This window comes from Actinomycetota bacterium (assembly GCA_035540895.1).
Classification (GTDB): domain Bacteria; phylum Actinomycetota; class JAICYB01; order JAICYB01; family JAICYB01; genus DATLFR01.
This window is the reverse complement of the sequence record DATLFR010000138.1, coordinates 1-23,597: the sequence shown is the minus strand read 5'-3', so window position 1 is coordinate 23,597 and position 23,597 is coordinate 1. Positions and strand designations below refer to the sequence as shown.

Genomic DNA, 23,597 nt, shown 5'->3' with positions numbered 1-23,597 from the left:
GGGGATGATCGCGGTGGGAGCCGGGGTCGTGTCCTGCTGAGGCCCCGCCTCCCCGCCGAGCGCTGACTGCCCGATCGCCGTCGGCATCGACAGGACCGCGAGCGCGAGCAGGGTGAGGACCACCGCGGCTCGTCGCATCGTCAGACCTCGACCACCACTGGCGCCCCGGTGATCCGAACGCCGGGCAGTGCGATCTGCCGGGTCGCGTCTCTCGTTCGCACGCGCGCGAGCACCTCTCTGGTCTGGCCTCTGTCCTCGACACAGGGTGTAGGCGGCCGCCACGGCCACCTCCGGTCCAGCAAGTCTATGCCACGTCCGTCCGGGGGTAGGCTGGTCGACCGATGGGACCCACCCTGCGTCGCCTGTTCAAGGCCTCGCGACCTCACCGGCGGAAGCTGTACGGGGGCACCCTCGCCGCTGTCGCCGGGATCGCGCTCGGGACGGCCATGCCGCTGCTCACGCGAGCCATCATCGACCGGGCCATCGTGCGCGGCGACGGCCGACTCCTGGCACAGCTGATCGGCGCCGTCGTGGTCGTCGGGCTGATCCGTGCGGTGCTCCATGGGTTCCGCCGCCAGCTCGCGGGGGAGGTCTCCATCCTCGTCGAGGGGGACCTGCGCGACGCGCTCTACGAGCACGTGCAGGCGCTGGACATCGGCTATCACGAGCGGGTGTCCACCGGCCAGGTGATGTCCAGGGCGTCGAGCGACCTGCAGGCCATCCGCAACTTCGGGATGTTCGTCCCGCTGGCCGTCGGACTCATCCTCCAGTTCTTCGTGATCGTCGCGATCATGATCTACCTCGACTGGCCGCTGGCCCTGCTCTCGATGGCCGTGCTCCCGTTCATGGCCGTAGCCACCTACCGCTTCTCGCGTCGGTTCGATCCGGTCGTCTACGGCCTGCAGCAGAAGCTCGCGGACCTCGCCTCGGTGGTGGAGGAGACGGTGACCGGGATACGCGTCGTGAAGGCCTTCGGGCGCGAAGCCCATCAGGTGGCCAAGCTCGAGCGCGAGGCAGAGGGGATCTTCGCACGGTCCATGGAGCAGATCCGCCTCCGCGCCTTCATCGGCCCGCTGTTCGAGCTGCTACCGCGCCTGGGGATGGTAGCCGGGCTCTACGTCGGCGGACGGAGGGCGATCGCGGGGGACACCACGATCGGGACGATCGTCGCGTTCACGGCGTACCTCACGATGCTCGCCTGGCCGCTGCGCGCCGTGGGGTGGATCGTCGCATCCGCGCAGCGGGCGGCCACCGCGTCCCGGCGCGTCTTCGAGGTCCTGGACACCCCGCCCGGCGTGGGCGACCGCACGGGAGCGCGGCCGCTCACGAAGGGACCGGCCGAGATCGTGTACGAGGGGGTCAGCTTCGCCTACCCCGGAGGCGGACCCACCCTCACCGCGGTGGACCTCGAGGTCCCCGCGAAGACGTCGCTCGCACTGGTCGGCCAGACGGGGTGCGGCAAATCGACCCTGATGCGCCTGCTGCCGCGCTTCATCGAACCGCAGTCCGGACGCGTGCTCGTAGACGGCACCGATATCGCCGAGGTGAGCTTGCAGTCCCTGCGCGCGAGCATCGGGATGGTGTTCGAGGACACCTTCCTGTTCTCGGACACCATCCGGGCGAACATCGCGTTCGGGCGTCCCGATGCCCCTTCGGAGGACATCGTCCGGGCGGCCGTGGTCGCGCAGGCGCACGACTTCATCGTGGACCTCCCGGCGGGCTACGACACCATCGTCGGCGAGCACGGCTACACGCTCTCGGGCGGTCAGCGTCAACGCATCGCCATCGCGCGCGCCGTCCTCATGGACCCGCCCGTGCTCATCCTCGACGACGCCACCTCGGCCGTGGACGCGCGGGTGGAGGCCGCGATACGCCGCGGCCTCCGTGAGGCCATGGTCGGACGGACCACCCTCATCGTGGCGCGGCGCGCCTCGACCGCCGCGCTCGCCGACCGCGTGGCCTACATGGAGGACGGACGCATCGTGGCGACGGCGACGCACGAGGAGCTCTGGGCTCGGGTGCCGGCGTACCGGGAGGCGCTCGTGTCCGCCATATCGGTGGACGCGCTCCGCGACGAGCAGGCGGCGACATGAGACGCTCGGCCGACCTCCCGCTGCCGGATGAGCCTCAGCCCCACTTCGGCCGCCGCGAGCTGCGGGTCGTCTGGCCGTACCTGCGACCGTACGCGTGGCGGATGTTCGGCGCGGCGGTCCTGCTCATCGTCTCCCAGGGGTCGGCGCTCCTCGTCCCGTACCTCCTGAGCCACGCGATCGACGCCGGGATCGGGGGGCGCGACCTGAGGGCGTTGAACGTGGCCACGCTCGGGATGCTGGCGAGCGCGACGGTCTCCTGGGCGAGCCTGCGGATCTCGGTGATGGTCGCCGGCCGCGTGGGGGAGCTCGCCCTGCAGCAGCTACGCGTCGCGGTGTTCGAGCACCTCACCTCGCTCGACATGGGGTTCTTCGAGCGCGAGAAGGCCGGCCGGCTCGTCTCCCGGCTCACCTCCGACGTCGAGACACTCGAGCTGCTCGTGACCGAGTCGTTCGTCCAGTTCGCGAGCAACGCGGTGTACCTGTTCGGCTCCATCGCGGTCCTGTTCAGCCTGGACCTCCGCCTGGCCGCAGCCAGCCTCGCCATCGTCGTGCCGCTGACCACGGCCGCGGCGATCGCGTTCCGGGTCCGGTCCGAGCGCGCGTACACGGCCGTCCGGGAGCGCATCGCCGCGGTGCTGTCCTACATGCAGGAGACGGTGCGTGGGGTCCATGTCGTGCAGGCATTCCGGCGCGAGGGGCATAACCGGGCCAGGTTCCGCGAGGTCAACGAGGAGTGGGTGGACGCCAACGTCGAGTCCTTCCGGCTCGGCTCCCGTTTCTTCCCGCTCATGGAGGTCATCTCGCTCGCGGGACAGGTCGTCGTCTTCGGGTACGGCGGTTGGCGGACCCTGCGCGGGGACCTCGGCGTGGGGGTCTTCGCCGCGTTCGTGCTCTACCTCTCCTCCACGCTCGAACCGATCCAGGTGCTGTCCCAGCTCTACGACCAGTTCCAGTCCGCGCTGGCCGCGCTGGCCAAGCTGGCCGGTCTGCTGGAGACGGAGCCCGCGATACGCGACGACGGGACGGCCGCGGCCGCCGGGGACCTCGAGGGTGAGATGGCGCTCGAGGACGTCACCTTCCGCTACGCCCCCACCGACCACCCCGCGCTCCGGGAGGTCGACCTGCCCGTCGCCCCGGGGCAGACGATCGCGCTGACCGGACCCACGGGAGCCGGTAAGTCGACCGTCGCCAAGCTCCTCCTACGCTTCTACGACCCGACGTCCGGACGGGTGACGTTGGACGGGCGCGACCTCCGTGAGGTGCCGCTCGCGGAGCTGCGAGCCGCGTCCGCTTTCGTCCCTCAGGAGGGTTTCCTGTTCACCGGCACGATCCGCGACAACGTCCGGTTCGCGCGCCCGGACGCGAGCGACCACGAGGTGGAATCCGTCTGCCGGATGCTCGGGATCGACCAGGTGATCGCTCACCTCCCGGACGGTTACGACACCCACGTGCGCGAGCGGGGAGCCGGGCTGTCCGGCGGAGAGAAGCAGCTCGTCGCGATCGCCCGCGCACTGCTCGCCGACCCGCGGGTCCTGGTCCTCGACGAGGCCACCTCGGCCCTCGACGCGCAGACGGAGGCGCAGGTGGAGGGGGCGTTGCGCGTGGCCGCGGCGGGGCGTACGACGGTGGTCATCGCCCACCGTCTCTCCACGGCCGCCCGGGCCCATCGGATCGCGGTCATCGAGGGGGGTCGCGTCGCCGAGTTCGGCTCCCACGACGAGCTGATCGCGAAGGGCGGGCTGTACGCGCGGCTGTACCAGCACTGGCTCGAGGGATGATGAGGCCGTGACCGCAGACCCCCGTCGGACCATCCCGCAGGTCGAACAGCTCGTCCGGGACGCGGTCGGCGAGATGGACGGCCTCCCGCGTCAGGTGGTGGTGGAGGCCGTCCGCGAGGTGCTCGCGTCGGTCCGGCGGCGCGCGCGCCGGACGGGTGAAGCGCCGACACGCGAAGAGATCGTCGCCGAGGTCCGGGACGCGGTCGCCGGGCTGCGCCTCGCGCCGCTGCGCGAGGTCGTGAACGCCACGGGCGTGATACTGCACACCAACCTCGGACGGGCTCCCCTCGCCCCCGAGGCGGTGGACGCGGTCGTCGAGGTGGCGAGGGGCTACTCCAACCTCGAGCTCGACCTGAGATCCGGACGTCGCGGCGACCGTCACTCGAGCCTCGAGCCTTCGCTGCGCGCCCTCACGGGAGCCGAGTCGGCCCTGGTCGTCAACAACAACGCGGCCGCCGTCCTGCTCGTGTGCAGAGCGCTGGCTCAGGGCCGGGAGGTCGTCATCTCCCGTGGCGAGCTCATCGAGATCGGAGGAGGGTTCAGGATCCCCGATGTGGTCGTCGACGCCGGCGCCACCCTGCGGGAGGTCGGCACGACGAACCGGACCCATCTCCGAGACTACGAGCGGGCGATCGGGGAGCAGACGGCGTTCGTCCTGAGGGTGCACCCCTCCAACTACCGGGTGGTCGGGTTCACGGCGAGCCCGCCGCTGGGCGATCTCGTCGCGCTCGCCCGGTCCAGACGCGTCCCGCTCGTTCTCGACGCCGGGTCCGGGCTGGTATCGGAGGCCCTGGGAGAGGAGCCGCTCGTGCGCGACGCGGTCACGGCGGGTGTCGACCTCGTCTGCTTCTCGGGGGACAAACTCCTGGGCGGCCCGCAGTCGGGCGTCGTCTGCGGGCGGCGGGCCCTGGTCGACCGGCTGAAGAAGCACCCGCTGATGCGCGCGCTGCGTCCGGACAGGATGACTATCGCCGCGCTGGCGCGGACCGTGGATCTGCACCTGGGGGGACGGACGGGCGACCTCCCGGTGTGGAGGATGATCCAGGCCGATCCCGGGACGCTGCGCGACCGCAGCGTCGTGGTGCTGAGGTCCGCCGAGGAGCACGGGCTCGAGGGTGAGATCGCCGACGGGGCGTCCGCGGTGGGAGGTGGCTCCCTGCCCGGGGAGACGGTGGCCACGCCGGTGATCCGGCTGCGTCACCCCCGACTGAGCGCGTCCGGCCTGGCCGCCGCGCTGCGCGCCGCCGATCCCCCGGTCATCGGACGCGTCGAAGGCGGGAGGCTCGTCCTGGACCTGCGCACGGTCCCTGCCGAGCTCGACGAGCTCGTGATCGCAGCGCTGCGGCGGACCTAGAGGGTGCCGGCCACCAGGGCCTGCACGCCGTCGTGGAACTCGTCCTCGCCGACCGCACCGGACCACCGGGCCCGGACGACCCCCTGCGCGTCCACGAAGACGACCCAGGGCTCGCCGGGGAGCCCCCACTCGCGGACGGCCTCCGTCGTCGGGCTCCGGCCCGGCTGGATGTCTAGGCTCGGGTAGATCTCGATATGGACGAACGAGGCCGCGTCACCCACCAGCTGCTTGCCCGACTCGATGATGTCGACGGCCGGACCGCAGGTCTGCGAGGCGCAGAACCTCGGGGTGGCGAACGCCAGGACCGACGGCTTCCCGGAACCCACCGCCTGGGCGATCGTCATGTCGTGCATCGAGCAGACCGGCTTCCTCGTGCAGATCGGGTCCACGCCGCGGGGGTCGGACGTCGTCGGCGACTCCGTACGCAGCGCGGGCTCCCCGACCCTCGGCGTCGTGCTGTCCCCCTTCACCTCCAGCACCGAGCTCACCGTCCGCTCCCGGCCTCCATGCTGGAAGCGGGCTTCAGCGAACCAGTGGCCGGGCGTCTGGAACTCGTTGTTGACCACCAAGAGCTCGTAGGAGTCACCGCCGGCCTCCTCACCTCCCAGTCCCCTCTCGATCTCGACGCGTCTCGGCTCCACCTCGACGGGCTCCCCCGCCGGGGGGGTCAGCATGAATCGGACGTCACCGGGGACGATCGGTCGCTGTCCGTCGAAGACGGCGAACGCGACACGTTCGTCGCCCACCGCGATCTCGACCGTCGCAAGCACCAACGAGTGGTTGAGGGGGGTCGCCGTGGGGGTGGCTCCGGGTCCGGAGCGTGAACAGGCGGCGAACGCGGCGGCCCCAGCCGCCAGTCCGAAGAAACCGCGTCGGGTGATCGGTTGCACAGGGGAGCTCCTCGGTCGGATGGGGCGGTCCTCCAGTCTACGTGGGTATCGTTTCGGGGGCGCGCTCACGTCCGGACCCCTGGAGGCCATGCACGTCATAGGAACGGCGGGACACGTCGACCACGGCAAGTCCACCCTCGTGAAGGCGCTCACGGGCATGGACCCCGACCGGTTCGAGGAGGAGAAGCGGCGGGGCCTGACCATCGACCTCGGGTTCGCCTGGGCCACGCTCCCTTCCGGTCGCGAGATCGGGCTCGTCGACGTCCCGGGCCACGAGAGGTTCATCAAGAACATGCTCGCGGGCGTCGGTGGCGTCGACGCCGCCCTCTTCGTCGTCGCGGCGGACGAGGGCTGGATGCCTCAGAGCGCCGAGCACCTCCAGATCCTCGACTTCCTGCAGGTGTCGAGCGCCATCGTCGTGCTGACCAAGAGCGACCTGGTCGACACCGAGCGCCTCCAGCAGGTCCGGACCGAGGTGACGGAGCGGCTGGCCGGAACGTCGCTCGAGGGAGCCCCCGCGATCTCCGTGTCCTCGAGCACGGGGGAAGGCATCGACGCGCTCTCGGCGGCGCTCGACGATCTGCTCTCAGGCGTGGAGGAGACGGCCGACCGTGGCCGCCCTCGGCTCTTCGTGGACCGGTCCTTCACCATCACCGGCTCGGGGACGGTGGTCACCGGCACCCTCACCGGCGGGACGATGTCCGTTGGCGACGAGGTGGAGATACTCCCCGCTGGCCACCGAGCGAGGATCCGCGCCCTGCAGACGCACCGGCACCCGGTGGATACGGCCGTCCCCGGCTCCCGGGTGGCGGTGAACCTCGTGGGCGTGGAGAAGCAGCGGGTGATGCGCGGGGACGCACTGGTGCCCCCCGGCACGTGGAAGCAGACGGACAACTTCGCGGCCCGCCTGCGGACCTCGCGCGATCGCGGCCACGCGCTCACCGAGAAGGGCGCGTACGAGCTGTACGTCGGGTCGGCCGAGCTCCCGTGCCGGGTCAGGTTCCTAGAGGAGCTGCCCGAAGGCGAGGGCGGGCTGGGACCGGGCGCGTCGCTCCTCGTCCAGGTGTTCACGATGCGCCCCGTTCCCGTCGAGCCGATGGACCGGTTCGTCGTCCGCGACGTGGGACGGTGGCAGACCGTCGCGGGCGGGGTCGTCCTCGACCACGCCCCTGGACGGCTGCGGCGCGGCGACCGCGACGTGATCGACCGACTGAACGCGCGCGAGGCCGAGGTGCGCGACGACCTGGTCGCGCGGATCGCAGCGGAGCGCGGCATCGTGACGGTCGAGGACCTCCGGTGGCTCTCGGGAGCCGGGGACGACCGCCTCCAACGCGCGCTCGAGCGCGCAGCCGCGGCCGGACAGGTCGTCCGGCTCCCGGGTTACGTCGTCGATCGGAGTCGGGCCGAGACGCTCCTGACCCGCGCCAAGCAGACCGTGGCCGCCCACCACGAGGCCCACAGGCTCGAGCCGGGTATCGCGCGCGAGGCGCTGCGCCGCGCGCTCGATCTGGACGCCAAGCCGCTCGCAGCCTTCCTCGAACTCTGGAGCTCGGCGGGTGAGCTCGAGGTGGAGGGCGTGCACGTCAGGCTCCCGGGCCACAGCACCGGCCTCGACCCGGCGGACCGGGCCGAGGCGGACCGGGTGCTGGCCCAGCTGCGCGCGGGGGGCGTCTCTCCGCCGGAGGTGGAAGCGCCGAGGGAGCTGCTGAGGGCGATGGCGCGGGCCGGTGAGATCGTGGAGGTGACGCCCGGCATCGTCTACGCGGCCGACGTCATGTCCGAGATAGAGAAGAAGGTCGTCGCGTTGATCGCAGTAGGGGGCCCGGCCACCGTCTCACAGGTCCGGGACGCGGTCGGGACCACCCGGAAGTACGCGGTCCCGCTCCTCGAGCATCTGGACGCGACCGGGGTGACCCAGCGCAACGGGGACGCGAGGGTGCTGGGCCCCCGGGGCCGGACCCTTCAGAGCTCCTGATCGGCCGGGACGCCGAGCGCGCGCAGCGCTTCGTCCCGCCGCTTCGCCTGCTCGTCGGGCGTCCGCTCGACCAGGTCCCGGATCAGCCCGAGCAGCTTCTCGGTGTCGAAGGGCTTGATCACGTACTCATCGACGCCCAGCTGCCAGGCGCGGATCTCGTCGCGGCGGCCGACCTTCCCGGTCAGCGCGACCATCCTGGGACGCTGCTCCATGCCCCGCATCCGCTCGAGGACCCCCCACCCGTCCAGGAGCGGCATCATCACGTCGAGGAGGACGACATCGGGTCTCTCCCTCATCCGCTTCAGAGCGGTGTCGCCGTCGGAAGCGAGGAGGACCTCGTACCCCTCCGTCTCGAGCGCCAGGTGCAGGACCCGCAGGAGCAGCGGGTCGTCGTCCACGATCAGGACCCGTCCCCGGCTCACTTCGCCTCGGGCGCGGCCGGCTCCCCGGCCTCGGCGCGGAGGGTGATGGTGAACGTGGCGCCCCCACCCGCGTCGCTGCGCACGTCGATCGTCCCTCCCATGGCGGTGACGAGGCTCGAAACGATGAAGAGCCCCAAGCCTACCCCCCCGCTCCCGCCCTCGCCCTGCCGGTACGGCTCGAACAGGCGGTCGCGCACCTCGGGGGCGATCCCGGGTCCGTCGTCGGCGACGACGAGCTGGACCGTATCTCCCGCGGATCTCATGCGCACGCACACGGTCGTCCCCTGCGGCGCGTGTTTCACGGCGTTCTCGAGGAGGTTGGCCAGCACCTGCTCGACCGCATCCGGGTCGGCGAACACCGGGAGCGTCTCGGATGAGCGCTCGATGACCACCCTCAGGCCGTGGGCGTTCGTGTACGCAGCCGCGATCCGCTCGACGACGGGGACGATGTCCATCATCGTCGGAGCCAGCGTCGCCCTCGCCTGCGATCGCGCGGCGTCGAGGAGCCTCTCGATCAGCACCAGGAGCCTCTCCGACTGCTTCACGATCGCCTCGAGCGACTCGTCCCGGCGCTCGACCGCCAGCTCGTCCCCCCGCTTCAGCAGCAACTTCGCGTTGCCGAGGATCGTCGTCAGCGGTGTCTTCAGGTCGTGCGTCATGCTGCCGACGAGCTCCGACCGGAGCCGGTCGAGCTCGAGGATCTGGGTGCGCAGCTCGCGTTCGCGTCGGAGGGCCCGGCCGTGGCGGATGGCCATCGCCGCGTGTTCCCCGAACAGACGCAGGGCGCGCAGGTCGTACTCGTTGTAGCGGCGCTCACCGGTCGTCACGTTGAGGTTCAGGACCCCCAGCAGCTCGCTCTTCGCCTCCAGCGGGACGGAGATGGCCGACTCGATGCGCTTCTCACGCGCATGGACGACCACGCCGAAATCGCTCATGTCGGGACGTCCCTCGATCAGGAGCGGCTCCCGCGAGCGGGCCACGTACCCCGCGAGCCCCTCCATCATCGACGTTCGCTGGCCGAGGAAGCGCTGCGTAGGACCCACCGCCGCGGCGACGACCAGGTCGTCGCCCTCGACCAGCTGGACCGATCCCTCGTCCGCCTCCAGCAGATCCGATGCCGCGTAGAGGACCACCTTCAAGACGTCCTCCAGTTCGAGCATCGACACGACGGCCTTGCCGGCCTCCGACAGCGACGAGATCTCCTTCAATCGGTTGGACAGGGCGGCGGCCAGCACCCGCTCGTTCACGAGGATGCGCGAGAGCCGGCGCAGGTGTCGTTCCTTCTCCCAGACGTAGGCGCCGAACAGGACGCCGAGGAGCACGATCAACACGCGCAGGGCGTCGGCCGTGCGCCCGAGGTTGCCGAGCGTGTCCGGGGGTTCGACGAACGCGGTCAGGATCGCGAGACCGGCCGCGAACAGCACGACGAGGGAGAAGCTCACGAAGATCAGCTCGACGCGACGACGCTCCACCTGCTCGAGGGTCGGGCTCTCGAAGTCGCGCAGTCCGGCTATGCGCGCGGTCCTACGCAGCTCCTCGCTCGTCCCGCCGGCGACGCCGTCCGGGTTGAGGTCCCCCACGCGTCTCCCTTCCCGCCACCCTGGCAGCTGAGGCCGTCCCGCTTAGTCTAGGGGCCGCGTGGACTCCAAGACAGGCCCGTCCGGTCCAGCCCGCGCCATCCGTCGGCGCCTCGGACCGATGCCCGGACTCGACCTGCTCCCGCTGGCGCAGGTCCCGACGCCCGTGGAGGAGGTCGACCTGAGCGGGGTCCTCGGACGGCCGGCGGCGCGCGCCTGGTTGAAGCGCGAGGACCGGTCCGGCGCCGAGATGGGCGGGAACAAGGTCCGCAAGCTGGAGTGGCTGCTCGGCGCGGCGATCGCCCGCGGGAGCCGGTCCGTGGTCACGAGCGGGGGCGTCGGGTCGAACCACGCGCTCGCCACCGCGTACCACGCCGCGGAGGCCGGGCTCGAGGCGCATCTGGCGATCTTCCCGCACCACGTGTCCGACGGATCGCGCCGGACGCTGCGCGCGATGTGCTCCATGGCGGCCGGTGTGACGTTCTGTCCGTCGGACCTGCTCGTGCCGGTGGTCCTGGCCGGCGTGGCGGGCCGCCTGCGGGTATCGGGTCGGCGTCCCTCGGTCATCGTCCCAGGCGGCTCCCAACCGGTCGGGACGGTCGGCGCGGTCGATCTCGGGCTGGAGCTGGCCGAGCAGGTCGCCGCCGGCGAGCTGGACGCTCCCGACGCCGTCTTCGTCCCGTTCGGCAGCGGCGGTACGAGTGTGGGGCTCGCCCTCGGCCTGCAGGCCGGGGGTGTCCGCTGCCCCGTCTTCGCCGTCCGGGTCTACCCCCTCCCGCTCACCTCCCGAGCCTGGCTACGGACGCTGGCCGCAGGCACCGTCCGGCTGCTGCGCAGCGCGGGGGCAGAGATGCCGGCTCCCGATACGCGGCTGCTGCGGGTCGTCGGGGACCAGCTCGGAGCAGGGTACGCCGAGCCTACCGAGGCGGCCGGCGCGGCCCGGGAGGTGGGACGCGCGCTGGGGATCGCCTTGGAGGCCACGTACTCGGGGAAGGCCTTCGCGGCCTTCCTCGACGCGGCCGGGTCACCGGCATGGCGTGGACGCAACCTCGTCTTCGTGCTCACGTACGACGCGCGGATCCCGGCCGGGCTCGAAGCCGCTCCCGACGACGTGGTCCCGTCGCCGCTGCGCCGCTACCTCTAGCGCAGGTGGGCGCCGGCCGGGCCCTCCAAGGCCCCGACCACCCACGCCTCGACGCCTCGCCCGGCCAGCGCCCGCACGAGCGCCTCCCCCTCGGGCGTGACGGCTAGCATCCCGAGCCCCCCGTTGAACGTCGCGTAGGCCTCGGTCTCGGCCACCCCCCAACCGAGCAGCAGCTCCATCCAACCCGGACGCGGCCAGGCCTGCCGGTCGACGTAGGCGCCGGCCCCGTCGGGCAGCACCCGCGAGAGGTTGCCCGCGATCCCGCCCCCCGTCACGTGCGCCGCGGCGTGCACGGGCACCTCCTCGGCTGCGGACAGCAGCGCCCGGCAGTAGATGCCGGTCGGCGCGAGCAGCTCGTCGGGGACGGGCACCCCGCCTTCGGACACGAGCGCCCGGATCAGCGAGAAACCGTTCGCGTGCGGACCCGTCGCCGCCAGCCCCACGATCTCGTCCCCCGTCTGGACCCGGTCCGGACCCCAAGCCCGGTCCACGTCGACCACGCCCACGCAGGTCGCCACGACGTCGTAGCCGTCCGGAGGGAGGAGCCCGGGGTGCTGCGACGTCTCGCCCCCCACGAGGGAGCAGCCGGCGGTGGCACAGGCGTCCGCCACGCCGGTGACTATCTCGCGGACCACGTCCTGGTCGAGCCTCTCGACCGACACGTAGTCGACGAGCATCAGTGGCTCGGCCCCCACGCAGACGACGTCGTCGACGTTCATCGCGACCGCGTCCCACCCCGCGGTCGAGTGCCGTCCGGCCGCCCTCAGCGGCTCCACCTTCGTCCCAACGCCGTCCGTGCTGACGACGAGCGCCGGGCGCCGGTACCCGAGGTCGGCGAGGCGCTCGAGCGAGAACCCGCCCGCGAACCCGCCGACGTCACCGACCACCTCGAGGCGCTTCGTGCGGGCGGCCTGCTTCGCGAAGAACGGGATCAGTGCGTCCGCGCCTGCCTGGTCGACGCCGGACCCCTCGTACGTGCGGGTCACGCCTGCTCTAGGACGTTCTTGGTGAGCAGCGTCTCCGTCGGGACCGGGATCGGGTACCCCCCCGAGAAGCAGGCGTGGCAGAACCTCTCGGTCGCCACCCCGGTCGAGGTGAGCATCCCGTCGAGGGAGAGGTAACCCAGGGAGTCGGCCCCGATGAACCCGCGGATCTCGTTCGGCGACGCGTTCGCCGCTATCAGCTCGTCGCGGTTCGCGGTGTCTATCCCGTAGAAGCAGGGCCAGGCCACCGGGGGGCTCGAGATCCGCATGTGGACCTCGCGGGCTCCCGCCTTCCGCAGCATCTCGACGATCTCCCGCGAGGTCGTCCCACGCACGATCGAGTCGTCGACGACGACGAGCCTCTTCCCCTCGATGACCTCCTGGAGCGGGTTGAGCTTCAGCCGCACCCCCTGCTGCCGAAGGGACTGGGTGGGCTGGATGAACGTCCGGCCCACGTAGCGGTTCTTGATCAGCCCCTCCCCGTACGGGAGCCCGGCCCGGTCGGCGAAACCCTGGGCGGCCGCGTGTCCGGAGTCGGGCACGCCGATCACCAGATCGGCCTCGACGGGGGACTCGTCCGCGAGCTGCTTGCCCATCGACCGCCTGACCTCGTACACGCTGCGTCCGTAGAGGACGGAGTCGGGACGGGCCAGGTACACGAACTCGAAGACGCACAGCCGTGGTGTCGCCTCCGTGAGGCAGTGGCTGTGGACGCCGGCGCCGTCGATGACGACGAGCTCGCCCGGCTCGACGTCGCGGATGTACTGGGCTCCCACGATGTCGAGCGCGCAGGTCTCCGACGCGAAGACGTAGCCGCCTCCCGGCAGGACACCTATCACCAGGGGCCTGACGCCGAATGGGTCGCGCATCCCGTAGATCCGGTTCTCGTCCATCGCGACGATGCTGAACGCGCCTTGGAGTCGCGGCGCGACCTTCTTGAACGAGTCGACCAGGTCGTCGCTCGGCTCCCGGGCGAGGAGGGCGGCGATGAGGTGGGAGTCGGTGCTCGCCTCGACGTTGACCCCGGCGGCGGCGAGCTCCGAGGCGATCTCGGAGGTGTTCACGAGGTTGCCGTTGTGGCCGAGGGCGATGTCCCCCCCGTCGGCGCGGGAGACCCTGGCCGGCTGGGCGTTCTCCCACCGGTGCGAGGAGCCCGTGGTCGAGTAGCGGACATGTCCGATCGCCAGGTGGCCGACGAGCCCCTGGAGGACCTTCTCGTTGAAGACCTGGGAGACGAGTCCGAGGTCGCGGTACACGACCACGCCCGACCCGTCGCTCGTGGCGATCCCGGCCGACTCCTGGCCGCGGTGCTGCAGCGCGTAGAGGCCGAAGTACGTCAGGCGGGCGACGTCCTCACCCGGGGCCCAGACGCCGAAGACACCGCACTCCTCGCGCACCCCGTCGAAAGGGGTCATCGCCCGATCCTCTCGCCGCCGTCAGCCCGACCGTGCGCCCCCAGTGTATCGGCGGGTGACGCCAGTGGCTTCACGGCGAAGGGGTGGCTTTCAGGTCGGAGGATGTCCGGACCTCACCGGGCAGCTCGATCTCCCCGTCCTCGACGGTGCGGGAGACCGAGGTCGCCTCCAGCACCTGCTCGACGTACCCCAGCCCCGTCGGGACGGGCTCGTCGATCGACCGATGCATCCGGAGCAGGATCCCGTCGGTCGAGTAGCACAGCTGGAGCTTGTGCCGGCGCGGGTCGAAAGGTGCGGGGGAGACCGCGGGGTCCGGGGGCTCCGCCTGGTGGACGGCCTCGAAGCAGGCAGCTTCCTCGCCGGCGATGCTCTGGGAACCGAGCGACTCCACCGACTCGAACGACTCCCGGGGGCGGCGGACGAACTCGAAGACCTCGTCGATCTGACGTCGGCCGAACATCCCGGTGGGAGGGGCCTCGTGGCAACGGACCTGCCCGCGGGTGGTCCTGTCCCCCGCCCAGCAGCTGTAGAAGGTGAGGGGGCTCGTGGGCTCCTGCGCGTCGGCGAGCTTCGACACGATCCACGTGGACTCCGTGAACGTCTTGCCGTCCGCATCGGCGGTCGTGGTCTGGAAGAGCCGCAGGCTCTCCGGGGGCCTCTGCACGATCTCGAGCTTCGTCTCGGACCCCTCCGCGAGGGGGCCTCGCAGCTGGAACCTGTAGGTCGCCTTGTAGGTGAGCGGCTCCGCCTTCTGGGCGATCTCAGTCAGGGCGGCCGCGGCGTCGTCGCCCCCGCCGGGACCCTCGTCGTCACCGCGGCACCCGGCCGCCGCGAGCGCGAGCACCAGGACGAGCGCCAGCCTCCTCATGTCTGCATCATCTCGGGGATGGCGCCCCGGTAGGCGGCGGCCAGGTCCTCCAAGGCGACGCTGAGGACGCCCCGCACCTCCAGCGCCCCACCCGTCACCGTCCCGATCGGCGCGGCGGGGACCCGGGCCCGCCCGGCCACGGCCAGGACCCGGTCGACCTCCTCGGGCGAGCAGGCGAGGACGGCCCGCGCGGTCGACTCACCGAAGAGCCACCAGACGGGGTCGGCGCCCGGCGTCATCTCCACCGAGATCCCGCACCCGGCCGCGATCGCCATCTCGGCCAGGGTGACGGCCAGACCTCCGTCAGAGCAGTCGTGGGCGGCGGTCCCCAGCCGCGGGTCGCCCAGGAGCCTGACCAGGCGTCCCTCGGCCTGCACGTCCACGAACGGGGCGCGTCCGGCCACCAACCCGTGGACGAGCGCGAGCGCCTCGCTCCCACCGAGCTCGGGACGCGTCTCCCCGAGCAGGACGAGCACGTCCCCGGGACGCGGCGCCAGGGGACGGTACGTGTAGGCGTCGTCGAGGACGCCGAGCATCCCCACGACCGGTGTGGGGTGGACGGCGCCCGCCGGAGACTCGTTGTAGAAGGACACGTTGCCGCCGGTGACGGGGATCGCGAACTCGGCGCACGCGGCCCCCATCCCGCGCACGACGCGCGCGAAGTCGCCCATCACCTCGGGTCGCTCGGGCGAGGCGAAGTTGAGGCAGTTCGTGATGGCGAGCGGACGGGCTCCCAGGCAGGCGACGTTGCGCGCGGACTCCGCCACCGCGAGCAACCCGCCCCCGTAGGGGTCCAGGGCGCAGAAGCGGCCCGGTCCGTCGGTGGACAGGACGATGCCCGGCTGCCCCGGCCCCCGGGTCGACTCCGGCACGCGCAGGACCGCGCCGTCCGAGCCCGGCACGACCAGCGTGTTGAGCCTCACCATGTGGTCGTACTGGTGCCAGACCCACCCCTTCGACGCGACGGTGGGCGACCGCAGGACTCGCATGAGCAGCTCCTCCGGCTGCGGCCAGCCCAGGTCGAGGGGGTCGAGCGAGTGCTGATCCGTACGGTCGCGGTCCGCGGTCGGGCGGTCGTAGAGGGGTCCTTCGGCGAGCGAGTCGGCCGGGACGTCGGCCAAGAGCGTGTCCCCCCCGCGGACGACGACCCGTCCACCCTCCGTGTACCGGCCGACGATGGCCGCCTCGAGCCCCCACCGGCGGCATATCTCGATGGCGCGGTCGATGCGTCCGGGTTCGATCGCGGCGAGCATCCGCTCCTGCGACTCGGACATGCAGATCTCCCACGGCTCCATGTCCTGCTCGCGCAGCGGGACCGAGCCCAAATCGGCCTCGATCCCCAGCCCCCCGGCGGCCGCCGTCTCGGAGACCGCGCACGAGATCCCGGCCGCGCCGAGGTCCTGGATGCCGGCCAGCAGCCCCTCGCGCTTCATCTCCAGGCACGCCTCGATGAGGAGCTTCTCCATGAAGGGGTCGCCGACCTGGACGCTCGGCCGCTTGCTCTCCTCGCCCTCCTCGAACTCCTTCGAGGCCAGGATCGAGGCGCCGCCGATCCCGTCCCGGCCCGTGCGGGACCCGAAGAGCAGGGCGAGCTGTCCGGGGGCGGTGGCGGCCGAGCGCAGGATGTCCGGATCCTCGAGGATCCCCGCGCACATCACGTTCACGAGGGGGTTGCCGTCGTAGCAGGGGTCGAAGACCGCCTCGCCTCCCACCGTGGGGAGCCCGAGCGAGTTGCCGTAGCTCGCGATGCCCTTCACGACGCCGTCGAACAGGAACCGGTTGCGAGCGTCGGTGAGCGGACCGAACCGCAGGGGGTCGAGGAGCGCGATCGGACGGGCTCCCAGCGACAGGATGTCGCGGACGATCCCGCCCACCCCGGTGGCCGCCCCCTGGAAGGGCTCGACGGCGGACGGGTGGTTGTGGCTCTCGATCTTGAACGCGACACGGATGCCGGGGGCGACCTCGACCACGCCGGCGTTCTCTCCGGGGCCGACGACGAGCCACGGGGCGTCGGTGGGGAGGTCGCGCAGGAAGCGTCGGGAGGACTTGTACGAGCAGTGCTCCGACCACATCACGCTGAACATCGCCAGCTCGGTGTGGCTCGGCTCCCGGTCGAGCGTGCGGACGATGTCGTCGTACTCGGGCCGGGTGAGGCCGAGGGCCTGGTACAGCGGGACCTGCTCGGTGGTGCTCAAACGCGCGCGCCCTCCCGCACGAGGCCGGCGAAGAACAGGGCGCCGTCCGTCGAGCCGAGCCACTCCTCGGCCGCGCGCTCCGGGTGGGGCATCAGTCCGACCACGTTGCCGGCGTCGTTGGCTACCCCGGCCGTCGAGCGCCAAGAGCCGTTGGGGTTGTCGAGGTAGCGGAAGACGACCCGCGGCTCCTCCTCGCCGGGCACGTAGTTGCCCTCGTAATGGTTTATCGGGATGCGGAGGCGCTGTCCGGGCTGCATCCCGCGCGTGAACGGGGTGTCGGTGTCCACGACCTCGATCTCCGTCCAGTCGCAGATGAAGCGCAGGCCGGCGTTGCGATGGAGCGCGCCGGGGACGAGCCCGGCCTCCGCGAGGATCTGGAACCCGTTGCAGATCCCCAGGACGGGCTTGCCCGCCTCGGCGTGGGCCCGGACGGCGTCCATCACGGGAGAGAACCGGGCGATCGCGCCGGTGCGAAGGTAGTCGCCGTGCGCGAAGCCGCCGGGCAGAACGACCGCGTCCGCACCGCCGAGGTCGGTCTCGAGGTGGAAGACGAGCCCGGCGTCGAGGCCCGCGGAGCGGGCGGCATGGACGACGTCCTGCTCGCAGTTCGACCCCGGGAACTGGACCACGGCGACCGTGGTCACCGGGAGCCCCCCGCCGGACGGAACATCCGCGCGACCGCGACCAGCGTCAGGCCGAGCGATAGCGCGGCGAGCGCGGCCATCCCCCACGTCCGGACATCGGCGGGCAGGACCACGGGCGGCTGCATGGCGAAGAACGCCGCCCCCAGCGAGCAGATGAAGGCGGCGGACAGCAGGACCACGACGAGCGCCAGGGAGCCCCGGTCGGACATGCCTTCAGGGTATCGGACGGCCGTCATGGGAGCCGTCCTGGCTAGCCGCCCTGGAGGGACCGGGCGAACAGCTCGAGGAGCTTCTCCCACTGCCAGTCGTACGTGGCCCGCAGCTCGTCGCCCGACCCCAGCGTCTGCCAGCCGATGTGCTCGACGACCACGCGGGTACGGCCGTCTTCGGGGGTGAAGCTCACCGACCACTCGGTCGCCCCCTCCGCGTGCAGCGACCAGATCACGGAGAACCGGTTGGGAGGCTCCCAGGCCTGGATCGTCCCCCACTCGTGCTCGGTACCGTCCTCGGCCACCTCGTACAGACGCCCCCCCTGGCGGTCCTCCAGGATGGCCGTGCGGGTGCGGTCGCCCTCCTCGGGGTGCGTCTCGAGCGGCCACCAGCTCCCGATGTCGGCGAACGCGCTGTACGCGGTCGCCTGGTCGGCGTCGACGTACACCTCGCGCACGATCGGCGCCAGGGCATCCGGGTCGGTCACAGCTCCTCGAGCGTGAACCCGTACTGCTCCATCACCGGGTTGGTGAGGAAGGCCCGGCACATCTCGTCGACCTGCTCCCGCAGCGCGTCGAGCGACTCCCCCTCCAGCGCGAGCTCCAGGTGCTTGCCGATCCGGACCTCGCTCACGTTCTCCCACCCCATCGCGGGCAGGGAGCGCTCGACCGTCTGGCCCTGGGGGTCGGCGATGCCCGGCTTGAGGGTGACCTCGATGCGGGCGAGGGCTCGGACGCTCATGACGTGGCGACGAACGCGTCGACGGTCGAGTCGGTGAGCCGCTCGAACGCCTCCCGGTAGCGGCCCCGGGTCCCCTCCACGACCTCGGTGGGGAGGGCCGGTCCGGGAGGTGTCTTGTCCCAGCCGACGGAGGCGGCGTGGTCCCGCACGTACTGCTTGTCGAACGAGGGCGGGTTGCGTCCCGGCTCCCACTCGTCGGCCGGCCAGTAGCGGGATGAGTCGGGGGTCAGCGCCTCGTCGCACAGGACGAGCTCCCCGTCCACCAGGCCGAACTCGAACTTCGTGTCGGCCAGGACGATGCCGCACTCGGCGGCGTGGGCGTGTCCGAACGCGTACAGCGCGAGGGAGGCCTCCCGCGCCCGCTCGAGCAGGCCCGGGTCGCCGACCAGGGTCCGGGCGGCCTCCATATCGATGTTCTCGTCGTGTCCGGTCGCTGCCTTCGCGGCCGGCGTGAAGATCGGCTCCGGCAGCCGGTCGGCCTCCCGCAGGCCCTCCGGCAGCCGGACCCCGCACACCTCGCCGGCGCGCTGGTAATCGGCCCAGCCGGACCCGGCCAGGTACCCGCGGACGACGCACTCGACCGGGAGCATCTCCGCCCGGCGGACCAGCATCGAACGACCGGCCAGCTCGGGTATGCGGGCCCCCTCGGGGAACGAGACGAGGCGGTGGTCCAGGTAGTGGTTGCCGATGATGTGGCGGGTGCGCTCGAACCAGAAGACAGAGAGCCCGGTCAGGACGGCGCCCTTGTCGGGGATGGAGGTCGGAAGCACCACGTCGTAGACGCTCACCCGGTCGGTCGCGACCATGAGCAGGTGCTCGCCGGCGTCGAAGACCTCGCGGACCTTGCCGGTCGCGACCTTCGGGAGGTCGAGCTCGAGCCCGGTGATGGTGGCGGTCACCGGCTCAGGCTAACCGACCGGGCGGACATGGCGGTCGTGTCCGATCTCCGTGCCCGGCACGGAGGCGGCGGGGTGGGACCGGCCGTAACCTGGCCGTCATGTCCGAAGTCGCCGCACCGGCCCGCGTCCGCCTCGGCGGGATGGCGCTGCCGGACGGCGTGTACATCCGGAGCAACAAGGCGTGGGCGATCGCCCGCACCGACGGGTCGGTCGAGACCGGACTGGTCCAGCAGACGAAGACGAGCACCGTGCCGGTGGTGCGGGTGCTGGCCGCGCTGGCCGCGGGGATGCAGGCCGTCGTGCGCAGCGCGAAGGGCAACCCTCAGGGGATGCGGTCCACCCAGCGCTTCGCCTTCGTGATCGTCGTGCTGAGCGCCGCCCACTGGCTCCTCGCCCGGTACCTGGGGTTCGACCAGGGGATCGGGCGGGCCATGATCGACCCCCTGTTCGGGGCGGTCGTGCTCGGGTCGATGAGGATCCTCATGCCCGCCGCCCTCTGGCGTCACCACGGCGCCGAACACAAGGCGATCACCGCCCACGAGCAGGGGGTCGACCTCGGCGACCTGCGCGGGGTGGCCCGCGTCACCGCCATCCACGACCGGTGCGGCACGAACCTCGTCGCGATCCTGTTCCTCGTGACCGCCGTCCCCCTGCCGCGGGGGCCGCTCGGCGTGGTCGCGCCTCTCGTCATGGTGGCGAGCGCGGCCGAGCTCCTCGCCCTGGCCATGCGGCGCGCCGGCGGGACCCGCTTCACGCGGGCGATCCTGGCTCCCGGCCGGTTCCTGCAGCGGGCGGTCACCATCCGCGAGCCCAGCCCCGAGGAGCTGCTGGTCGGGGTGCGGGCGGTCGAGGCGTGCCTGTCCGAGCACGCGGCGGCGGTCCGGGCCGAGTCGCCCCGACCCGTCGCGGCCTAGCCGTCCGGACCTGCGGCGCCGGGGGTCGGGTCCAGGAACCCCCGGTCCACCGCGTCGGACACGCGACGCTTCGCCTCCTCCCAGACCTCCGGCAGCGCTTCGCCTATCGGCTCGTTGCGCGCGAGGACGCGGTCGGCGGTCACCCCGTGGGCGAGCCAGGCGTTGCCCGGTCCGGACGCGTGGTTGAGGAGCAGAGGCGAGAGCCTGTCCACGGCCCGGGCGTAGCGGGCCTCGGGCGTGTCGGCGGTCTCGAACTCCTCCCACAGGGCATGCAGCTCGTCGCGCTGGGGGTCCGGGAGCATGCCGAAGATGCGGTCGGCCGCCTCCCGTTCGGCCGCCTCCTTCCCGAGCCGGGCCGCCTCGTCGTAGACGAACGTGTCTCCCGCGTGGACCTCGACGAGGTCGTGGACGAGGAGCATCCGGACGACCCGCCACAGGTCGACCGGCTCGGCCGCGTGCTCGGACAGCACCAGCGCCATCAGCGCGATGTGCCAGGAGTGCTCGGCCGTGTTCTCGCGCCGGGAGCCGTCCGTCAGGGGGTTGCGGCGCAGGACCTGCTTCAGCGCGTCCGCGGCGAGCAGGAAGTCCAGCCGCGAGGTGAGGTCGTCGGGGGCCACCGGTGAAAGGTACCCGGTGACCCCCGCTCGTCCTATCGGACCGTTCGGACGGCCGCCTTCACCATCCGGCGGACGCGGTTGACGGTCCCGGTGGGGGCGATGCTGCCGCCGGTCGTCCACGGGTCGAACCGCGGGGCATCGGCCGCGTCCTCGACCTTCGTGCGCAGGTACAGGACGCCCGCGTCGCGCCAGCCGCCGACCGGTGGGGCGACGACCAGCCGGAACGTGAGGCCCTCCTCACGGGGAGAGCGGGTCCCGACCGCGCCGAAGAGCAGGCGCTGCCCGCCTACCCGGTGCGGGAGCAGCGTGGAGAAGGTGGCCCGCTCGAACCCGAGCGCCGGCGCCACCACGTGGTGGCCGACCGGCGCGGGCAGGCTCGAGAACATGAGGATGTCCTGGTCGCGACCTGCACCGTAGATGTCCGGGACCTTCACGGCCAGGGCCAGGAACTGCGGAACCGGCAGCTCGGCAGTGTGGGTCAGCCGGGCCACCAGGCGGTGCGGTCCGGCCTCGGCGAAGAGCGGGACGTCGGGGAGGTCGGCCCCCGCGAACACCTTCAGCTCACCCTCGTAGATCTCGGACCGCGGCCCGATCGGGAGCGCGTCCAGCATGCGGGCCAGCAGGCCGGCCGTCTCCTCGTCTCGAGCGGGCTCCCGGCCCGTCGCGCCGCCGGTCTCCTCGCCCCCTGCGGGACCGGGACGCTCGCCGCCGTTGGACCTCGCGGCCTTCGACCCGCCCGAGGCCGACTTCGCTCTGGGCTTGCTGGCCTTCGGCGGGAGCGGGGCCGGCTCTCCCTTCTCGACATCCTGCTGGACCAGCTCGGCCGGACGCTCGTCGCTCGAGGGGGCGATCAGGTGCGCTGCGTAGCCGGCCGCAGCCGGGTCCTCCTGCACCCACGCGTCGACGTCGTCCTCGTCCGCGTCGAGCACCACCACCCACCGCAGGGGGTCGTCCGAGTCCGCCCACTCGGGGTCGCGTCCCCGCACTATCCCCTCCGCGATGTCGTCCCCCTGCCGGGCCGTCCGCAGGACGTCCACCTCTCGGGGGCCCGTCCCCCAGACCACCCACCGCCTGTCCTCGTCCAGCCTGTTAGCCGCGGCGGCGTCGCCGTGCCAGGCGCGCGCCTTCGGGGACTCCGCCTTGCGTCGTTGGGTCATGCGTCACCTCCGGGATCGGTCGTGGACGAGTAGATGCCCACGCGGGAGCCGGACCACAACCGCCCGGGGCGGGACGGCGGCAGGAAGCTGGGCGCCCGTCGTCGAATGGGTGGCGTCATGAGTGAGGGTCCCGGACGCCCGTGGGGGCGTCGCGTCGCGCGGGTGGTCATCGGTGGGTTGTTCGTGGCCACGCTCGCCCAGATCGGCCAGCCCGCATCAGCGGGCGACTGCGGCGTCCCGATCGTCGCGTACTTCTTCCACGGAGCGTCGGCCCCGGGGGCGCCGGGGGGACGTGTCCTAGTCCCGGCCAGGCCCCACCCCGCCACGGAGGCGTGCATGACGGGAGCCCCGGCCGACGCCTTCGTGGTGCCGCCGGGGGTCGCGTTCGTACGGGCTGAGCTGCAGACGGCGGTGGGACAGAACAAGCCCACCTACTGCCTCCACGGGCTCGGCCTCGCCAACAGGTGCGCCACGTCGGAGTGGTTCACCTCGTCGGAGACCGGGGTGCGGTACGCGAAGTCGGACACGTACGCGCTCGATCCCACGATCGTGACCGGGGGCTTCACGGCAACCTTTGCCGGCTACGGCACCCAGTCCTATCGGACGCCCGCCGGATGAGAGACGTGACCCGGGTTCTCGGTCTCTGCCTCGCCGCCCTCGTGGTGGCGTCGTCCGCTCCCGCGGTGGCGGGCACCTGCGGCTCCCCCGCGAAGGCGTACTTCTACTACGGGGTCCCGGTCCAGGTGGGTGCGCTCCAGCAGGTCCTGGTACCGGCGAAGGCCGAGCCCGGGTCGGACGTCTGCTCCACGGGGGCTCCCGTCGACGCCTTCGTCGTCCCGCCCGGGGTGCACTTCGTGGTCGGTGAGCTGCACGTCCACGTGACGTCGGATCCGGCCTACAGGATGCTCGGCCTCGGGATCTCGACCTCGGGGACGGCCAAGAAGATCGCCGGGCCTGGGGGAGCGACCTTCGCGCAGACGCCGGTGACCGCGGTCGACCCCACGGCCGTCGGGGGCAGCTTCCGGATGGAGTTCCCCAGCTACGGCCACCAGGACTACCGAGGCGTCGCCGCGGGTTAGACGTCCAGGGCCTGCAGGCGCTCGATCACGACGCCCACGTGGCGAGTGAAGGTCGCCTCGTCGAAGACCGCATCGAGGTCGACGACCGAGGTGCGTTCGTCCTCCTTCAGGACCTCGATGTACGGACGCTCCTCCTCCCACGACCGCATCGCCGCCCCCTGCACGATCCGGTATGCGTCGTCGCGCGAGAGCCCGGCGTCGACGAGCGCGAGCAGGACGTGCTGGGAGTAGGAGAGCCCGAAGCTCCGCTCCATGTTGGCCCGCATCCGGTCCGGGTAGACGCGCATCCCGGCGACTATCTCGCCGATCTCGGCGAGCGCGAAGTCGCAGACGATCGACGCGTCCGCCAGCGCCACCCTCTCGACGGACGACTGGGACATGTCCCGCTCGTGCCAGGACGGCAGGTTCTCCCACCCGGCGTGCGCGTACCCCCGCAGCAGCCGCGCGAGCCCGGACAGCCGCTCGCACCGCCACGGGTTCCGCTTGTGCGGCATCGACGACGAGCCCTTCTGGGCTCCCTCGGCGAACGGCTCCTCCGCCTCGCGGACCTCGGTGCGGGCCAGGTGGCGGATCTCGACGGCGAGCCGCTCGATGGACGAGCCGATCCCGGCCAGGCAGGCGAGGTAGGCGGCGTGGCGGTCG

At 72.0% G+C, this 23,597-nt stretch carries 23 protein-coding genes; 8 read left to right on the top strand and 15 right to left on the bottom strand.

Annotated features, from left to right (window positions below; genetic code table 11):
• Positions 1-341 precede the first annotated feature (341 nt).
• The 3 genes from VM840_07805 to selA are packed head-to-tail and all read left to right on the top strand — an operon-like array spanning position 342 to position 5,225.
• Complete coding sequence (locus VM840_07805) at positions 342-2,093, top strand: ABC transporter ATP-binding protein (GenBank protein HVL81478.1); 1,752 nt, start codon at positions 342-344, stop codon at positions 2,091-2,093.
• Positions 2,090-3,871, top strand: coding sequence for an ABC transporter ATP-binding protein (locus VM840_07800; GenBank protein ID HVL81477.1), 1,782 nt, complete (start codon positions 2,090-2,092; stop codon positions 3,869-3,871). The genes VM840_07805 and VM840_07800 overlap by 4 nt, the downstream gene beginning before the upstream one ends.
• Before the next feature lie 7 nt (positions 3,872-3,878).
• Positions 3,879-5,225: an L-seryl-tRNA(Sec) selenium transferase gene (gene selA / locus VM840_07795; protein ID HVL81476.1), complete on the top strand. Its 1,347-nt coding sequence runs from the start codon at positions 3,879-3,881 to the stop codon at positions 5,223-5,225.
• Here the strand turns inward: selA and VM840_07790 are convergent.
• On the bottom strand, positions 5,222-6,115 hold the full coding sequence (locus VM840_07790) for a hypothetical protein (protein ID HVL81475.1): 894 nt from the start codon (positions 6,113-6,115) through the stop codon (positions 5,222-5,224). The genes selA and VM840_07790 overlap by 4 nt on opposite strands.
• Positions 6,116-6,203: 88 nt before the next feature.
• On the opposite strand from VM840_07790, the gene selB reads away from it, so the two are divergent.
• A complete protein-coding gene (selB, locus tag VM840_07785; GenBank protein HVL81474.1) occupies positions 6,204-8,090 on the top strand; it encodes a selenocysteine-specific translation elongation factor in 1,887 nt (628 codons plus the stop codon).
• Here the strand turns inward: selB and VM840_07780 are convergent.
• Positions 8,078-8,512: a response regulator transcription factor gene (locus VM840_07780; GenBank protein HVL81473.1), complete on the bottom strand. Its 435-nt coding sequence runs from the start codon at positions 8,510-8,512 to the stop codon at positions 8,078-8,080. The genes selB and VM840_07780 overlap by 13 nt on opposite strands.
• Positions 8,509-10,092 (bottom strand): ATP-binding protein, encoded by a 1,584-nt coding sequence (locus tag VM840_07775; GenBank protein HVL81472.1) that lies wholly within the window; start codon positions 10,090-10,092, stop codon positions 8,509-8,511. The genes VM840_07780 and VM840_07775 overlap by 4 nt, the downstream gene beginning before the upstream one ends.
• A gap of 58 nt (positions 10,093-10,150) precedes the next feature.
• On the opposite strand from VM840_07775, the gene VM840_07770 reads away from it, so the two are divergent.
• Positions 10,151-11,233: a pyridoxal-phosphate dependent enzyme gene (locus tag VM840_07770; protein HVL81471.1), complete on the top strand. Its 1,083-nt coding sequence runs from the start codon at positions 10,151-10,153 to the stop codon at positions 11,231-11,233.
• On the opposite strand, the gene purM is transcribed toward VM840_07770, so the two are convergent.
• The 9 genes from purM to VM840_07725 all read right to left on the bottom strand — a co-directional run bounded on the left by purM (position 11,230) and on the right by VM840_07725 (position 19,188).
• The gene (gene purM / locus VM840_07765; protein ID HVL81470.1) at positions 11,230-12,219 is read right to left on the bottom strand and encodes a phosphoribosylformylglycinamidine cyclo-ligase; all 990 of its coding nucleotides are present in this window, start codon (positions 12,217-12,219) and stop codon (positions 11,230-11,232) included. The genes VM840_07770 and purM overlap by 4 nt on opposite strands.
• Positions 12,216-13,631 (bottom strand): amidophosphoribosyltransferase, encoded by a 1,416-nt coding sequence (gene purF / locus VM840_07760; protein HVL81469.1) that lies wholly within the window; start codon positions 13,629-13,631, stop codon positions 12,216-12,218. The genes purM and purF overlap by 4 nt, the downstream gene beginning before the upstream one ends.
• Positions 13,632-13,701: 70 nt before the next feature.
• Positions 13,702-14,499: a hypothetical protein gene (locus tag VM840_07755; GenBank protein HVL81468.1), complete on the bottom strand. Its 798-nt coding sequence runs from the start codon at positions 14,497-14,499 to the stop codon at positions 13,702-13,704.
• Complete coding sequence (purL, locus tag VM840_07750) at positions 14,496-16,694, bottom strand: phosphoribosylformylglycinamidine synthase subunit PurL (GenBank protein ID HVL81467.1); 2,199 nt, start codon at positions 16,692-16,694, stop codon at positions 14,496-14,498. The genes VM840_07755 and purL overlap by 4 nt, the downstream gene beginning before the upstream one ends.
• Positions 16,691-17,338 carry a phosphoribosylformylglycinamidine synthase subunit PurQ gene (gene purQ / locus VM840_07745; protein ID HVL81466.1) on the bottom strand — a complete coding sequence of 216 codons (648 nt, stop codon included), beginning with the start codon at positions 17,336-17,338 and terminating at the stop codon, positions 16,691-16,693. The genes purL and purQ overlap by 4 nt, the downstream gene beginning before the upstream one ends.
• Entirely contained in the window at positions 17,335-17,547 is a 213-nt protein-coding gene (locus VM840_07740; GenBank protein HVL81465.1) for a hypothetical protein, read from the bottom strand. Before VM840_07740 ends, purQ begins: the two co-directional genes overlap by 4 nt.
• A gap of 41 nt (positions 17,548-17,588) precedes the next feature.
• A complete protein-coding gene (locus VM840_07735) occupies positions 17,589-18,035 on the bottom strand; it encodes an SRPBCC domain-containing protein (protein ID HVL81464.1) in 447 nt (148 codons plus the stop codon).
• Entirely contained in the window at positions 18,032-18,289 is a 258-nt protein-coding gene (gene purS, locus VM840_07730) for a phosphoribosylformylglycinamidine synthase subunit PurS (GenBank protein HVL81463.1), read from the bottom strand. The genes VM840_07735 and purS overlap by 4 nt, the downstream gene beginning before the upstream one ends.
• Positions 18,286-19,188 (bottom strand): phosphoribosylaminoimidazolesuccinocarboxamide synthase, encoded by a 903-nt coding sequence (locus tag VM840_07725; GenBank protein ID HVL81462.1) that lies wholly within the window; start codon positions 19,186-19,188, stop codon positions 18,286-18,288. Before VM840_07725 ends, purS begins: the two co-directional genes overlap by 4 nt.
• Positions 19,189-19,286: 98 nt before the next feature.
• On the opposite strand from VM840_07725, the gene VM840_07720 reads away from it, so the two are divergent.
• Positions 19,287-20,102, top strand: coding sequence for a DUF1385 domain-containing protein (locus tag VM840_07720; protein HVL81461.1), 816 nt, complete (start codon positions 19,287-19,289; stop codon positions 20,100-20,102).
• Here the strand turns inward: VM840_07720 and VM840_07715 are convergent.
• Together VM840_07715 and VM840_07710 are read right to left on the bottom strand one after the other, a co-directional pair.
• Positions 20,099-20,719 carry an HD domain-containing protein gene (locus VM840_07715; protein HVL81460.1) on the bottom strand — a complete coding sequence of 207 codons (621 nt, stop codon included), beginning with the start codon at positions 20,717-20,719 and terminating at the stop codon, positions 20,099-20,101. The two genes, VM840_07720 and VM840_07715, sit on opposite strands and share 4 nt — an antisense overlap.
• Positions 20,720-20,751: 32 nt before the next feature.
• Positions 20,752-21,876 carry a hypothetical protein gene (locus VM840_07710; protein ID HVL81459.1) on the bottom strand — a complete coding sequence of 375 codons (1,125 nt, stop codon included), beginning with the start codon at positions 21,874-21,876 and terminating at the stop codon, positions 20,752-20,754.
• Positions 21,877-21,993: 117 nt separating this feature from the next.
• On the opposite strand from VM840_07710, the gene VM840_07705 reads away from it, so the two are divergent.
• Both VM840_07705 and VM840_07700 read left to right on the top strand, forming a co-directional pair.
• The gene (locus tag VM840_07705) at positions 21,994-22,494 is read left to right on the top strand and encodes a hypothetical protein (protein HVL81458.1); all 501 of its coding nucleotides are present in this window, start codon (positions 21,994-21,996) and stop codon (positions 22,492-22,494) included.
• Positions 22,491-22,955 (top strand): hypothetical protein, encoded by a 465-nt coding sequence (locus VM840_07700; protein HVL81457.1) that lies wholly within the window; start codon positions 22,491-22,493, stop codon positions 22,953-22,955. The genes VM840_07705 and VM840_07700 overlap by 4 nt, the downstream gene beginning before the upstream one ends.
• On the opposite strand, the gene VM840_07695 is transcribed toward VM840_07700, so the two are convergent.
• On the bottom strand, positions 22,952-23,597 hold a 646-nt coding region (locus VM840_07695; protein ID HVL81456.1), incomplete at its 5' end, for a lyase family protein. The genes VM840_07700 and VM840_07695 overlap by 4 nt on opposite strands.